This window comes from Evansella cellulosilytica DSM 2522 (assembly GCF_000177235.2).
In the GTDB taxonomy this organism is placed as follows: Bacteria; Bacillota; Bacilli; order Bacillales; family Salisediminibacteriaceae; genus Evansella; species Evansella cellulosilytica.
Genome location: NC_014829.1, coordinates 2,005,612 through 2,020,222 on the forward strand (window position 1 = coordinate 2,005,612; position 14,611 = coordinate 2,020,222).

General features: G+C 34.4%; 15 protein-coding genes. 13 read left to right on the forward strand and 2 right to left on the reverse strand.

The features are described 5' to 3' along the window. Positions 1-232: 232 nt before the first annotated feature. The 7 genes from BCELL_RS09145 to BCELL_RS09175 all read left to right on the forward strand — a co-directional run bounded on the left by BCELL_RS09145 (position 233) and on the right by BCELL_RS09175 (position 7,863). Positions 233-952 (forward strand): pseudouridine synthase, encoded by a 720-nt coding sequence (locus tag BCELL_RS09145; protein ID WP_041808194.1) that lies wholly within the window; start codon positions 233-235, stop codon positions 950-952. Between the two features lie 90 nt (positions 953-1,042). Then, positions 1,043-1,576 carry a thiol-disulfide oxidoreductase ResA gene (resA, locus tag BCELL_RS09150; RefSeq protein WP_013488419.1) on the forward strand — a complete coding sequence of 178 codons (534 nt, stop codon included), beginning with the start codon at positions 1,043-1,045 and terminating at the stop codon, positions 1,574-1,576. A 12-nt stretch (positions 1,577-1,588) separates the two neighbouring features. After that, positions 1,589-3,265 (forward strand): cytochrome c biogenesis protein ResB, encoded by a 1,677-nt coding sequence (gene resB, locus BCELL_RS09155; RefSeq protein ID WP_013488420.1) that lies wholly within the window; start codon positions 1,589-1,591, stop codon positions 3,263-3,265. After that, positions 3,258-4,442, forward strand: coding sequence for a c-type cytochrome biogenesis protein CcsB (ccsB, locus tag BCELL_RS09160; protein WP_013488421.1), 1,185 nt, complete (start codon positions 3,258-3,260; stop codon positions 4,440-4,442). Before resB ends, ccsB begins: the two co-directional genes overlap by 8 nt. A gap of 126 nt (positions 4,443-4,568) precedes the next feature. Then, the gene (locus BCELL_RS09165; protein WP_013488422.1) at positions 4,569-5,285 is read left to right on the forward strand and encodes a response regulator transcription factor; all 717 of its coding nucleotides are present in this window, start codon (positions 4,569-4,571) and stop codon (positions 5,283-5,285) included. Next, the gene (locus BCELL_RS09170) at positions 5,285-7,078 is read left to right on the forward strand and encodes an ATP-binding protein (protein ID WP_013488423.1); all 1,794 of its coding nucleotides are present in this window, start codon (positions 5,285-5,287) and stop codon (positions 7,076-7,078) included. The genes BCELL_RS09165 and BCELL_RS09170 overlap by 1 nt, the downstream gene beginning before the upstream one ends. A 227-nt stretch (positions 7,079-7,305) precedes the next feature. Then, positions 7,306-7,863, forward strand: a complete 558-nt coding sequence (locus BCELL_RS09175) for a cob(I)yrinic acid a,c-diamide adenosyltransferase (RefSeq protein WP_013488424.1) — start codon at positions 7,306-7,308, stop codon at positions 7,861-7,863. 88 nt (positions 7,864-7,951) lie between these two features. On the opposite strand, the gene BCELL_RS09180 is transcribed toward BCELL_RS09175, so the two are convergent. Further along, positions 7,952-8,491, reverse strand: coding sequence for a SurA N-terminal domain-containing protein (locus tag BCELL_RS09180; protein ID WP_013488425.1), 540 nt, complete (start codon positions 8,489-8,491; stop codon positions 7,952-7,954). Positions 8,492-8,673: 182 nt separating this feature from the next. Here BCELL_RS09180 and BCELL_RS09185 point away from each other — a divergent pair, with 182 nt between their 5' ends. Then, positions 8,674-9,744, forward strand: coding sequence for a M14 family metallopeptidase (locus BCELL_RS09185; protein WP_013488426.1), 1,071 nt, complete (start codon positions 8,674-8,676; stop codon positions 9,742-9,744). 153 nt (positions 9,745-9,897) lie between these two features. Then, positions 9,898-10,551 carry a Crp/Fnr family transcriptional regulator gene (locus tag BCELL_RS09190; protein ID WP_013488427.1) on the forward strand — a complete coding sequence of 218 codons (654 nt, stop codon included), beginning with the start codon at positions 9,898-9,900 and terminating at the stop codon, positions 10,549-10,551. 62 nt (positions 10,552-10,613) lie between these two features. Here BCELL_RS09190 and BCELL_RS09195 read toward each other — a convergent pair whose 3' ends face one another. Further along, a complete protein-coding gene (locus tag BCELL_RS09195; RefSeq protein WP_013488428.1) occupies positions 10,614-10,862 on the reverse strand; it encodes a ferredoxin in 249 nt (82 codons plus the stop codon). Between the two features lie 249 nt (positions 10,863-11,111). Between BCELL_RS09195 and BCELL_RS09200 the strand changes: the two genes are divergently transcribed. From BCELL_RS09200 to BCELL_RS09215, 4 genes are read left to right on the forward strand one after another with little or no spacing between them, the layout of a single operon-like run. Further along, positions 11,112-12,167 (forward strand): YpbB family protein, encoded by a 1,056-nt coding sequence (locus tag BCELL_RS09200; protein WP_013488429.1) that lies wholly within the window; start codon positions 11,112-11,114, stop codon positions 12,165-12,167. Further along, positions 12,168-13,703, forward strand: a complete 1,536-nt coding sequence (locus BCELL_RS09205; protein WP_013488430.1) for a RecQ family ATP-dependent DNA helicase — start codon at positions 12,168-12,170, stop codon at positions 13,701-13,703. It abuts the gene before it with no gap. A gap of 2 nt (positions 13,704-13,705) precedes the next feature. Continuing rightward, positions 13,706-14,281 carry a type II CAAX endopeptidase family protein gene (locus BCELL_RS09210; RefSeq protein WP_013488431.1) on the forward strand — a complete coding sequence of 192 codons (576 nt, stop codon included), beginning with the start codon at positions 13,706-13,708 and terminating at the stop codon, positions 14,279-14,281. Between the two features lie 21 nt (positions 14,282-14,302). Beyond that, positions 14,303-14,587 carry a hypothetical protein gene (locus tag BCELL_RS09215; RefSeq protein WP_013488432.1) on the forward strand — a complete coding sequence of 95 codons (285 nt, stop codon included), beginning with the start codon at positions 14,303-14,305 and terminating at the stop codon, positions 14,585-14,587. The last annotated feature ends 24 nt before the right edge of the window (positions 14,588-14,611 follow it).

Here is a 14,611-nt window from a genome sequence, read left to right on the forward strand (position 1 = left end):
TTTAGTAAAAATCACCATTAGTTTTTTTCACTGCATTTCTATGGTTTATAGAGGATGACTCAAAAGGTAATTCGACCTTTTGAGTCATCCTTTCTTTTTTGTTCATTTGTATAAATGCATTATCATTGTATATGGAGACAAAAAAAGATAAAATTAACGTTTGAAAATGAATTAATTTCGTCGAAACTAATATGAGTTTATCTTTAAAAATATACCTCGTGGGGTGAAAGTATTGGAAAGATTACAAAAGGTCATTGCACAAGCTGGAGTTACTTCCAGAAGAAAAGCAGAACAGCTAATTTTAGAAGGCAAAGTGATAGTTAATGGAAATAAAGTGACGGAGTTAGGTACAAAAGTCGATCTTCAGCACGATGAAGTGATTGTAGAAGGCGTACCACTTGAAAAAGAGGAACCTATCTACTTTTTATTATATAAACCGACAGGCGTCATTTCGAGTGTCGATGATGAAAAGGGGAGGAAAGTAGTTACAGACTTTATACCGACAGATAAACGTATATTTCCAATAGGTCGATTAGATTACGACACATCAGGATTAATTCTTTTAACGAATGATGGAGATTTTGCTAATTTGCTAATGCATCCGAAGCATGAAATCTACAAAACATATATTGCAAAGGTAGAAGGTGTCCCTTTAAGGGAAGATATCAAGAAACTAGAAAAAGGTATACATTTAGAAGATGGAAGAACTGCTCCTGCTAAAGTGAAGGTTTCGAGATCTGATAAAAAAAAGGGGACATCTATCATAGAGATTTCTATCCACGAAGGAAGAAACAGGCAAGTAAGGCGTATGTTCGAAGCTATTGGACACCCAGTGATGAAGTTGAAAAGAGAGAATTATGGCTTTTTGAACTTAAAGGGACTAAATGCCGGAGATTTTCGTGAACTAAAACCACATGAAGTAAAGCGGTTAAGAGAACTAGCTGTCACATAATGTTCACAAATTCAAAAAGAAACTGTATATAAACAACACTTATATAGTGATAACATTAAATTATTATAAAATAACAAATGGGGGAGAAGGATGAAGCAAAGAAGGTTAATCATCCGATCATTAATTTTACTTGTGATGATAGTGGCGATTATCTACACAATGTATAATCACCTATCAGACGAACGAGGATTAGTTGACTCAGGCGATATTGCACCAAATTTTAGAGTTGTAGACCTTGACGAGAATATACTTGAACTTGACGAGCTTAGAGGAAAGGGCGTTTACGTAAATTTTTGGGCTACATATTGTAGATTTTGTCGGGAAAAGATGCAGTACTTAAGGGATCATTACGATGAATATAAAGAAAAAGGTGTGGAGATTGTATCCATCAATGTAGACGAGTCATCAGTTCAAGTAGAAAATCATCAAAATCGCTTCAATTTACACTATCCATTATATATTGATAGAAGTATGTTGATTAGTGATGCTTATGGTGTAATAAGCTTACCGGCTACCTTTTTAATCGATGAAAATGGGATAGTAGTTGAAAGGCATATCGGTGGAAAATCTGAAGAACAGGTAATCGCCTCTTTAGACAAAATTATTCCTACAGGTGAAAATTAATGGGGGGTACACATGGATAAGGTAAAGTGTGAATGTGGTCATTTAAACCCATATGGCACGTATTTGTGCGAATCTTGCGGGAAACCCTTAATCGAAGAAGAGGGACCTGTAGCCAATATGCGTTACGAAGGGGTTGCTAGAAGATCACAAACATACAAAACAACAGTTATTGATAAAGTATGGAATTTCTTTTCGTCCGTAAAGGTTGGTATTTGGATTATTGTCTTATTATTATTAGCGTCGGCAATTGGTACAATTTTCCCACAAGAAATGTACATCCCACCTGGGGAACGTGCAACGCTGTACTACGAGCAAGAATATGGCACGCTAGGTAAACTATATTACCAACTTGGATTTCATAACTTATACAGTTCTTGGTGGTACATGCTTTTAATTGCTGCTCTAGGTATTTCATTAGTAATAGCGAGCTTGGATCGTGTTGTGCCACTTTACCGTGCTTTAAAGAACCAGAGAGTAACAAGACACCCTAGATTCCTAAAAAGGCAACGGTTATACTCGGAGTTTGTTTCGAGTGATGAAGACTTAGACGTAAAAATGGAAGCTATTGAAAAAGGATTGCGAAACAAAAAGTATAAAGTACGTAAAGAGAATGGGAATATTTTAGCCGAAAAAGGAAGATTCTCACGGTGGGGGCCATATGTTAATCACCTTGGGATTATCATTTTCTTAATCGGGGCAATGCTAAGATACTTCCCAGAAATGTATATTGATGAGCACATTTGGGTTCGTGAAGGGGATGAGGTTGTAATTAAAGGTACTGATGGAGAGTACTTTTTGAGAAATGATGAGTTTTTAAAAGAATTCTACGATTTAGATGATGAACGATTCCAGGAAGCAATAGAAAGAACTGGAAGGCCCGTAGTTAAAACTTATCAAACAGCTGCTACTTTACTGAGACGAAGCGACGATGGTGCGGTAGGTATTGGTACCGAACTTGAAGAAGTTAAACAACACAATATAAGGGTGAATGACCCACTAACTTTTGATAGTTTTTCATTATATCAAGTAGATTATAAAGAAAATGAACTAGCAGAATTCACTTTTACATTAGAGGCTGTAAATGAAGATAGCTCTGATATAGATCTGTCAGAAATTCAGTTTACTGTAAGTTTATATGAACCTGATACAGTTTACGAGTTTGATAATGGTTTTCGAATCGAGTTAATGGAATATTTCCCTAACTTTACGATTAATGACGGGGTTCCAGATACAATTAATAAAATACCCGATAATCCAAGATTAATTTTTGAAGTCTTTTCTCCAGATATGAACCATGAGGAGGAAACTGGGGAAATTAGCTTGATTGGTATTCAAGTAAATGAGGCGTTAAATGGCGAAAATGATTATCGGATTAGAATGATTGATTTTAAGATGGTTGATGTTACCGCTCTAACCGTGCGTAAAGATCGAACCCTTCCAATATTATTTGTTGGTGGTACTATTTTTATGATAGGTTTAGTACAAGGTGCTTATTGGCATCATCGTAGAATGTGGTTCCAAAAAGAGAATGGTTATATTATTTTAGCTGGTCATGCAAACAAAAATTGGCAAGCTTTAAAAAAGGATTTTGAAACAGTTTTATCAGAAACAGATATTCCGTTACCAGTAGATCAAACTGAAGAAACGAATTCTGGGGAGCGAGAAGGAGAGAAAAGTAAAGATGATTGAATGGAGCAGTAACTTTTTGTACATTTCATTTTTTATGTTCTTAGCTTCAACAATCTTTTATTCCGTGTCGGTAACAGGCAGGAAGTTTAAAGATCGTGAAGGGAATGAGAAAAACCGATCTAGTTTTTTTGGGTATATTTTTGCAGTATTAGGAACACTTGCGGCGGTTGTATATTTTATACTTCGTTGGATAGCTATCGAGCATGCTCCAGTTAGTAATATGTTTGAATACACAACCTTCTTAGGTATTTCGATGGCCTTAGCTTTTATTGTCATATACCCAATGTATAAAATGAAATACTTAGGTGTTATCTCAATGCCAATTGTCATGTTAATTATCGCATATGCATCGATGTTTCCAAGTGATGTACAGCCACTTATACCTGCTTTACAATCACACTGGCTAACTATTCACGTTATTACTGTTTCACTTGGACAAGGGATTCTTGCGATTGGCTTTGCAGGAGGTCTGTTATATTTATTACGTGTTGTAGATTTTAAAGTGAAATCTAAAAAGGTAAAAGGCGTAGAGTTTATATTATTTACTTTGCTATGTACAGTTGCATACATCAGCCTAGGAATGGGTTTTGGTGCAGCTGGATATGAAGCGCAATTTAATTACATCGACGAACGTGGCAATGAAAATGTAATGGTCTACAATAAACCAGCATTAGTTGGTCCTAATAAAGCTGAATTAGTAACAGAGGATCGCATGAGCCCACTTCTAAATACTCCAGCCATCATAAGAAGTGATGACTTAAATACTGTATTATGGTCAATTATCGGTGGATTATTTTTATATATCGTTTTGAGGTTAATATTGAGAAAGCCGATAGGTGGTGCTATTCAGCCGCTATTAAAACAAGTGAATCCACAAACAGTTGATGAGCTGAGTTATCGGGCAATAGCTATTGGGTTTCCAGTATTCACACTAGGTGGGTTAATCTTTGCTATGATATGGGCACAAATTGCATGGACTAGGTTTTGGGGATGGGACCCTAAGGAAGTATGGGCTTTAATAACATTTTTGTTTTACGCAGCATACTTACACTTACGTTTATCAAAAGGCTGGCATGGTGAGAAAAGTGCATGGCTTTGTGTTATAGGCTTTGCTATTATTATGTTTAATCTCATCTTTGTGAACTTAGTTATTGCTGGGTTACATTCTTATGCTTAACGAATGATTCGGTGTTTTAATTATACCTATAATACTACACCTTACAATTCTTTATTTTATCATGTAAAATAGGTTTAAATATTATTAACGTATTTATGTTACGAAGGCATATGAGGGGGTTAAAAGATGTCACAAGATGCTAAAATTCTTGTAGTTGATGATGAAGAAAGAATTCGCCGACTTCTCAAAATGTATTTAGAAAGAGAAGATTATGATGTAGATGATGCTGAAAACGGTGAAAAAGCTTTGAAAATGGCACTAGAAAATGAGTATGACTTAATTGTATTAGACTTAATGATGCCTGGTATAGATGGAATTGAAGTTTGTGAAGAGATTAGAAAGCATAAGGCTACACCAATCATTATGTTAACTGCTAAAGGGGAGGAAGCCAATCGTGTACAAGGCTTTGAAGCAGGTACAGATGATTATATTGTAAAACCATTTAGTCCAAGAGAAGTAGTTTTACGAGTGAAAGCATTATTACGACGGTCCTCTTCAACTAAGTTTTTACAGACTGAAACAACGACTAAAGATGTGCTAGTGTTTCCACATTTAACGATCGACAATGATGCACATAGAATTACGGCGGATGGCAAGCATATTAATTTAACGCCAAAAGAGTATGAATTGCTACATTACTTAGCACAATCTCCTGATAAAGTTTTTGCGAGGGAGCAGCTATTAAAAGATGTTTGGAACTATGAATTTTTTGGAGATTTACGTACTGTCGATACGCATATAAAAAGACTAAGAGAAAAACTTAACAAAGTTTCACCAGAAGCAGCAAATATGATTTCAACCGTATGGGGAGTCGGTTATAAATTTGAGGCTGTGAAAGAGTAATGTGGCTTTGGCGAAGTGTTGTAGGAAAGCTTTGGTTAACTATTTTGCTTTTAGTATCTGTTGTATTAACGATCTTAACGATCATGCTTTTAAGGTATTTTGAAATATTCCATACGGAACAAGCTGAAAATCAGTTAATGAATCATGCTACGTTAATGGCAACGTTAATAGAAGATGAGGAAACTGATGAAGCGCGTATTTCTGTAGTCATGAATATTTCGGATTCTTATTCAGCAAAAGCCGTTCTTATAGCTAATGAGGACGAATATTGGTTATCATCAGATGCGGTTGATCATAGCTTTCCACTCTCGGTCTTTTACGAAGATCGGGAGCTTTCACGCGTCATTAATGAAAGAATTCCGATTACAACACAAGGAATTTACTCATTACCAATTCAAATAGACGATGATACAGAAGAAGTAATGATAGTTGGAATCCCCGTACATTTATCAACAGGCGAATCAGCTTCTCTTTATTTGTATCAATCGCTTGAAATTGTTGAAAGAGCAACGAGTCAAACGAAAAACATTATATTTTTATCTGCAGGACTAGCGATTATCCTTACAACGATTTTTGCTTTCTTTTTAACATCGCGAATAACATCGCCGTTAAGAAAGATGCGAAAGGCTTCATTGGAAGTAGCAAAGGGTAATTTTGAAACAAAGATTCCAATTTTAACGAATGATGAAATTGGATTACTCGCAACTGCATTCAATAAAATGGCTAGGGCTCTGAATACTAATTTAAATGCACTAAACCAAGAAAAGGAACAGCTTTCTCGTATATTAAGTTCGATGGCTGATGGTGTCATTACATTGGACCGTGAAGGAGCTGTCATGGTTACAAATCCACCAGCAAATGAGTTTATCGGTGCTTGGTTGTATGAACAAGAATATGAAGTCGAGGAATCGGGTGAGCTACCGAGGGAGCTGCAGCATTTATTTGATTTAGTCGTACAAGAAGAAAAAGAGCAGATGGGGGAAGTCGATGTCCAAGGACGTAGTTGGGCAATATTAATGACTCCTTTATACGACCAGCAGCATGTTCGTGGTGCAGTTGCTGTATTAAGGGATATGACTGAGGAACGTCTCCATGATAAGTTACGAAAAGATTTTATTGCAAATGTTTCTCATGAGCTTAGAACACCTATATCAATGCTTCAGGGATATAGTGAAGCAATTATTGATGGTATTGCTAGTTCAGAAGAAGAAAAAACAGAGTTAGCTCAGATTATATACGATGAATCATTACGTATGGGACGTCTCGTCAATGAGTTGCTTGATTTAGCAAGAATGGAAGCGGGACACATTCAGTTAAATGTCGAAACTATATCTTTTACAGACTTTACGAAGCGTGTATTAAGAAAGTTCCAAGGAATAGCTAAAGAACATGGTATTAAACTATCTGGTGACATTGAAGAAAATATTCAATATGTATACGCTGATGAGGATCGGATAGAGCAAGTTTTAACCAATCTCATTGATAATGCTATAAGACATACACCTGAGGGTGGAGAAGTTACATTACAAATGGAAGTGTTAGATCAAGGAGTAAAGGTGAATATTCAAGATACGGGGATAGGCATATCTGAAGAGGATTTACCATTTGTTTTTGAAAGGTTTTATAAAGCTGATAAAGCTAGAACTAGAGGTAGGGCAGGAACAGGTTTAGGACTTGCTATCGTGAAAAATATTGTAGAAGCACATCATGGAAAAGTGTCGGTTCATAGCAAATTGAACGAAGGAACGACATTTTCTTTCTTTTTACCGTACGGTGTTGAAAAATCTGACTAAATCGATAGAAAGATCTTGTTCCACAAGAAACAAGGGAGGGCAAGAGAAGGTAAACTGAGCCTTTTCTATGTCCTCTTTTCATGTTTAAAATATTGGATGTTAAAGAATATGATGACAACTTTTGTTGTGTCAATACTATTAGTATAATAAGTTATATTACATCTTATGCTTGGCTTTAAGAGCGTGAATACTAGAATTTAAAAATGATATTAATGGGAGGGAATTGCGTGAAAATTTATACCCGTAAAGGAGACCAAGGCGAGACACAATTAATAGGTAAAAGAGTAAAAAAAACAAATGACCGTGTCGAAGCATATGGTACGATTGACGAATTGAATTGTTTTGTCGGTGTTGGTATATCTATTTTAGACGGTACTAAGCATACTGATTTACTTGCAGATTTAACAAAAATACAACATGAACTTTTTGATATAGGTGGGGATTTAGCAAACGTAAAGGAAAATAAAGATATTGTTACTGACGAAGAAATTGTACCTTATTTGGAGAATAGAATCGATGCGTACTGGGATGAAGCACCACCGTTAAAAACGTTTATTTTGCCCGGTGGTAACGCATTGTCAGCAAACTTACATGTTTGTAGAGCAATTACGAGAAGGGCAGAAAGGAATGTTTTAATCATTAATGATGATATACCAATCCCTCAGGTTATCATAAAATACTTAAATCGCCTTTCCGATTTTTTCTTTGCAGCAGCTAGAGCGGTTAATGCAAGAGAGAACATAAAGGATATTCCTTATGAGAGAGGGCGAGATGTCTTTAAATAAATATAAACACTTAACTATGCGTTAGAAGAGGTTGACTCAAATGGTAAATCTTCGACATTTTGAGTCAACCTCTCATTGTTTTGTTCTATTACTCCTTTATAAGTGTGTTAATGTCTGCATCACTTTTTAAAGTGTTTATTAACTCTTCTCTGTTATTGCTATATTCAAGTAAAAGGCGTTCGATCATGAGTTGCTCTTTTATTTCAGCTAATAGAGCATCTTCTGTATAGTTTTGGAGAATCAAGCTTTCTTCTAGTGTTAAATCACTTGGGAGCACTTCTTTTATTAGCTGCAGTTGTATTGCAACCTCTTCATCACTAACTTCTATATTTAGTCTCTGGGCTTCTTGAATGAGTAAACGGTGAATAATTCTTTGTTCTATGGCAGCTTCTGTTAATTTATCTTCATTGTTGTTGGTTAGATCATTGTATTTTTTAAGTCGCATACTATTTTTTACTTTTATAACATCTTTATAGATGATATTTTCACCGTTAACAGTTGCTACAACTGCGTCTATTTCCACCTGCTCCTCCATTTTACCTTTATTGAATGGTGCGAGAATTAAAATCAAAAGAACCGCAATTGATATGATAAAAATAGAGTTATTGAACTTGAAATACTTAAACAATAAACGCCACCTCTAGACATAATAAACTTATATTAAGATTGCAAACCATTTTAATGTACCATATATAATAATCCTCTGTCTAAATTAAAAAATCAGAATAATCACTTCATTTCATTTGACTCATGTTCATAAGACATCGTTCATATATTGAGTAAGAACATGATAAAGGATGTGAAGTGGACATGAAGAGGTATATTGTTAAAGAAGAAGATACCTTGCACAAAGTCGCTTGGGAGAATAATATTTTTGTAAAGGACATTTTAGATTGTAACCCCCATTTGTTAAATAGTCAGTCTTATATTTATCCAGGAGATGAAATATATTTACCATTAATTTATGTGGGAGAAAACCGCGTTGAGCGTTTTGGTGAATGCTTAAAAGAGTTTTCTCATTTAGACATAGAACATTATGTATACAAGTGGAATATGAGTCGAAATGTGATTCCACTTGAAACTAAATCAATTGGTTTAAGCATACTTAATAAACCTATTCGCCTTATTAAAGTAGGAGATGGAAAGAAAAAAGTCTTTTATTCAGGTAGTTGGCATGGTAATGAATGGATGACAAGTAAATTATTAACAGAATGGTTAGATCATATCATTACTTCTGCAAATAATAACCAAGATTATTTTGGCACGGACTTAAGACAATTATTTAAAGAAGTGACTCTTTATGTTGTTCCAATGGTTAACCCGGATGGTGTAGCACTGGTGCAACAAGGTAATTATCCAGAACATCCTTATTACGATTTTATAAATAAAACGAACAAGTACACACATACATTTGACCATTGGTCTGCAAACATTAGAGGGGTAGACTTAAATCACCAATGGCCTGCTGGGTGGCAGAAAGAAGCTGACGAAAGTCCTAGTGAACCTTGGCCTCGGCATTATAGTGGTAAAGCCCCTTTAACAGAGCCTGAATCCATTTGTATATATGATTTGACAGTTAAGGAAGATTTTGACTATGTTTTAGCATTTCATTCTCAAGGTCAAGAGATATTTTGGGGTTATCGTGGGTTGGAGCCACAAGAAAGTGAAAAAATGGTGGAAAGATTATCATTAAAAAGTTCGTATGTTCCGAAAAGAACGGCAGATAGTGATGGAGGCTATAAAGATTGGTTTATACAGGAAACAAGAAGACCTGGTTTTACGATTGAAGTTGGGGTAGGTATAAATCCACTTCCATTTAGGGCATATGGTGAGATATGGTCAAACAACGTTTTGTTAGCCTTAGAAGGTCTAAAATTGTAAAGTGAGAAAATTAGCGCCGCACTTCCCTTCTAATTCCTTGAATTAGTGGGGGGCGGCGCTAAAAATTTACTATCCATGTTTTTAATGTTGTTTCTTATGTGATTTATTGACTATAATGAGAGTAATAAAGATGTTATTTTTGGAGGCGTTTTTTTGAAAAAGTGGTTAAAGCATTTAAAGCAATTACCTTTATTTGAAGGTTTAGATGAAAAAGCGCTGTCTTCTTTACTTAAAATGAGTCGCGAGAAACAATTAAAAGATAAGGATATCTTGTTTCTAGAAGGGGAACAGAAATCGTATATATATGTTTTAGGTGAAGGGACAATTTTAATTAGTAAATTAACAGAGGATGGCGAAGAAAGTTTAATTAATGTATTAAGTGAAGGAGAGGTTTTTCCTCATACAGGTTTTTTTGACCACTCTCCTTACCCAGGATCAGCTAAAGCGAAAAAAGATGTAATAGTACTAGCAATTCCTATTAATGGCTTTGAAAAACTCATTAGAACGTATCCGGAGTTATCCTTTAGAGTGATACAAGTGATGAATAAAAAGATTATATATTTACAAAAAAAATTAAATGAATTACTATCCCTTAATGTTGAGGCAAGACTTATAGGGGCAATTGCTCACTTGCAGGAAACACAAGGGGATACAATAAGGCTTACACATCAAGAAATGGGAAATATTATTGGCTCTACACGTGAAACAGTTAGTAGGCAATTAAAAAAGTGGGAAAAAGAGCAATACGTGGATATAAAAAAAGACCGTATTGTGTTAAAAAAAGATTTTAATGAATTAACTACATAAGATTCGTCTTATCTTTGATTAAAAATGAAAACCACCGAAGGATTCGGTGGTTTAAGTATCATTTATTCAAATTTTAATGCATCTCCATCAAAAGGCTCTTCTGCAATTTTGATGGAATCAGTAGGACAACCATCTAGTGCGTCTTCCATATCTTCATATAGATCTTCAGGTACCTCTGTTGTTCCTTGATTATCATCAAGAATTACAAATGCAATACCGTCATCATCATAGTCATAAATATCAGGCGCTGCTGCCCCACATGCACCACAAGCTATACATGTGTCTTTGTCAACAATAGTGTACTTTGCCATAACCCAAAACCTCCCATTAATATGAAATATATTATTCCTTTATTACTCTCTATATATACGATAAAGGATGATTTGAAGGACTTCATATCATTTGAAATGTCCTTTCTTATTTTATTGTAAATGTTCTAACAATACATTTCAATAAAAAAGTGATTGAGAATGCTTATCATATAGGGGTTTGTTGTGGCTTGAAACAGCTAGCTCTATTATAATATATACATATAATGCATATATACCAAGGAGTTTACTATGAATTATTTTAGTTGGCTACTATTGAAAATAATAAAAAAAATAGATGGGCAAAGATCGAGTAGTGGTATTTTTCATTTGCTTACTGGAAAGCGCTCTGCACAAACGATACAAGATGCTTTCCTTTTTCAATGTACACAAATAGTTGGTAGTATGAAAGAAATGAGTAGACAAGCGTATGAAGAAGCGATACGTAAACTAGTAATAAATGACCTTGTAATGTTGGAAAAACGTGCTGTAATACTTACTAAAAATGGAGAATTGAAGTTAAGAGCATTAGATGATATATTCCATCTGCCAAAAAGCTATAATGCCAGTAGATTTGAATGGAACGGTTTAACAAACTTTTTTTGGGAAAGGTTATCACTAACGATTCAAACCCTTTCCTATGTAAATATAAAGCAATACACATTTATACCAGTAACGTATAAAATGAACACACAAAGATGGGTGAAAAGCTATTTGACTCATTCCAGTTCGACGTATCAAGAGATAAGTATAAACTTGCATAAAGAGATAAAACAATTTTTATTAAATCTATCCAATGAAGAAGCTGAACTGTTTGTCAGCAGATTAACGAGCCCTTATAAAACAGGGAAAACATATTCTCAGCTAAGTCACTTATATCAAAATGATCCACTCTATACAAAGATATACTTCCATTCGATACTACATCGTCTCATACATGAAGTGAAAAGTAATAGTGACTACACTTTTCTAAAAAAATTCATACCAGTGTTGAATAATATACAACTGTTGACAGCGAGTGCAACTGAGTCAAAGAAGCTATTAGATATAGGGAAAACAATGAAAGAGGTAAGTGAGATTAGAAATTTAAAGGAAAGCACGATAGAAGATCATGTCATCGAGCTTGCCTTGTTTGACCCGTTATTTGACTACGAATCTTTTATTTCAGCTGAACAAATGGAAGAGATTATACTGATATCCAATAGGTTAGGAACAAAAAAGTTAAGAGCAATTAAAGAAAAGCTTCCTTGTGAGATCAATTACTTTCAAATACGTTTAGCTTTAACAAAGATGGAGGAGAACAATTAAGTGGCTATAAACATGGAACAATTTTTGACCGAAAATTTTGGTTATCGAGAATTTAGAATCGGGCAAAGAGAAGTGATAGAATCTGTATTGAAAGGTAATGATGTGGTAGCGATATTACCTACAGGTGCTGGAAAAACATTGTGTTATCATTACCCAGCTAAAATTATAAAAGGATTGACGATTGTTGTATCTCCACTATTATCATTAATGGAGGACCAAGTTCACCAGTTACGTGCGAAAGGTGATAAAAATGTAGTCCAGTTGAATGGGTTATTATCCTTTAACGAAAAGATGAACGTACTCCACTCCTTGCATGAACAATCTATTTTGTTTATATCGCCTGAAATGCTGATGAATGAAAGAGTTTTACAACGGTTAAGCCATATACATGTTGGCTTATTTGTGATCGACGAAGCACATTGTATTTCCCAGTGGGGACATGAGTTTCGTACAGATTATTTACGCTTAAGTAACATTAAACAGATGTTACATCACCCACCATGTTTGGCAGTTACTGCTACTGCGACGAAGCAAGTTGAAGAAGATATTATCAATAAACTAGCTCTAAGCTCGCCAATTGTTCACCGCTTTTCGGTTAATAGACAAGAAATTAAGTTTGTTTTTGAAGAAGTAAAAACGAGTAAACATAAAATGGAACGGCTATATGAATTGTTAGAGACATTACAAAAACCAACCATTATTTATACTGCTACGAGAAAGGAAGCAGAAGAACTTTCCGAGGATCTCCGTATTAAAGGGACAGATGATGTGGCGTATTACCATGGTGGTATGACAAAGGAAGATAGATTATTAGTTCAGCACCAATTTATTAAAGATGAAGTAAGTGTAATTTGTTGTACTAACGCATTTGGAATGGGAATCAACAAACCAAATATTAGAACAGTTATCCATCTAAATATTCCTGTTTCATTAGAGCAATACGTCCAAGAAGTAGGTAGAGCAGGAAGAGATAATGATAATGCTGTTGCGCTACTTTTGCACTGTAAAGAAGATAGACGTGTACCATTATCATTTATAGATATGGAGTATCCAGAAGATCAAGAATTAAAGTCTTGGTTTTCATTATTACACCATTACAGTAGAGAACATGGTCCATTCGTGAAGGTCGACAACATTAAACATCATTTTATTGATAACGAAACTAAATGGCGAATGTTTTTATATTACTTAGAAATTTCGAATGTACTTCATGATAATGGAGATATAAATGTTAATCTCATAAATGAGGTTTTGTTAAATAAGCTGCAATCATATTTTCATGCAAGGAAAAAAATGAAGAAAACAAAATTTTATTATTTTCAAGAGTTGCTAAAACGAGATTCATGTATTAGGAAAGAGATTTTAAAATACTTTAACGAGTCACTTACTAGTAAGACATCACCTTGTTGTTCTTCCTGCGGTTTACATGTTTCCAGTATATTTAATAGTAAGAAAAAAAATGCGATTCAAGAACTAAAAAAAGGTACATGGCAAGAAGAATTAGATAGAATATTACTTACTTTCACGGAGGTTTAGTGGTGTCAAAACAAGCAGAAATAGTAAAAAGGCTTACTGATAAAGAATTATTACTTAACCTTTACATTACGCAATTCATTATTATTGTAGCCGTATTTTTATTAAGTCGCATCATACAAGGTGATTGGTTTTTTGTATTCACATTATTCTTTTGGGAATGGAAGCATGCTTTATTAGGCGGTTTTGTCGCACTAATTATTGTCGTTATCGAACTATTATTAGTAAAAGTTGTTCCGAGATCCTGGCTAGATGATGGTGGTGTTAATGAACGAGTATTTCAAAAACGATCCCCTATCCATATTCTTATTATTGCTTCTATTGTAGGAATTAGCGAAGAATTGTTATTTAGAGGGGTTTTACAAGCAAGTTTTGGTATTATACCAGCATCATTACTTTTTGCACTTATTCATATTAGATATTTACAAAATTTCTTTTTATTTTCTTTTACAATCGGGCTTAGTTTTTTATTAGGGCTACTATTTATTTATACGGGTAATTTATTAACTGTAATCGTTTCTCATATTGTCATCGACTTATTACTCGGATTAGCCATAAGGTATAAAATATATAAGTTTTAATTCTTTAAAGGAGGTAGTGGAATGTCAGAATTTCCACCGCGTAATGAAGCAAAGAATAGAAAAAAAAAGCATAAGCTAAATACAGATAACGTAGAATCAGTATTAGAATATAAACAGGAGGAAGTGGAAGCTTCCCAATTACCTCCACGTAGTCAAAGGAAAACAGTAGGGAAAAGAACGGAACATAAAATAAGGAAAAAGGAGATATCGAAAGAAAAAAAACGTTTATCTTTAGTGAAGATATTATTTATTCTTTTTTTTCTTTTAGTATTACTAATCGTCAGTTATTCTTTGTTTATTTATTAATTTTAGGTAATAACATGTCCTTCT

Coding starts and splice junctions, on each gene's coding strand:
- resA (WP_013488419.1), top strand. CDS start 1,043: ATGAAGCAAAGAAGGTTAATCATCCGATCATTAATTTTACTTGTGATG.
- resB (WP_013488420.1), top strand. CDS start 1,589: ATGGATAAGGTAAAGTGTGAATGTGGTCATTTAAACCCATATGGCACG.
- ccsB (WP_013488421.1), top strand. CDS start 3,258: ATGATTGAATGGAGCAGTAACTTTTTGTACATTTCATTTTTTATGTTC.
- BCELL_RS09165 (WP_013488422.1), top strand. CDS start 4,569: ATGTCACAAGATGCTAAAATTCTTGTAGTTGATGATGAAGAAAGAATT.
- BCELL_RS09170 (WP_013488423.1), top strand. CDS start 5,285: ATGTGGCTTTGGCGAAGTGTTGTAGGAAAGCTTTGGTTAACTATTTTG.
- BCELL_RS09185 (WP_013488426.1), top strand. CDS start 8,674: ATGAAGAGGTATATTGTTAAAGAAGAAGATACCTTGCACAAAGTCGCT.
- BCELL_RS09195 (WP_013488428.1), bottom strand. CDS start 10,862: ATGGCAAAGTACACTATTGTTGACAAAGACACATGTATAGCTTGTGGT.
- BCELL_RS09200 (WP_013488429.1), top strand. CDS start 11,112: ATGAATTATTTTAGTTGGCTACTATTGAAAATAATAAAAAAAATAGAT.
- BCELL_RS09215 (WP_013488432.1), top strand. CDS start 14,303: ATGTCAGAATTTCCACCGCGTAATGAAGCAAAGAATAGAAAAAAAAAG.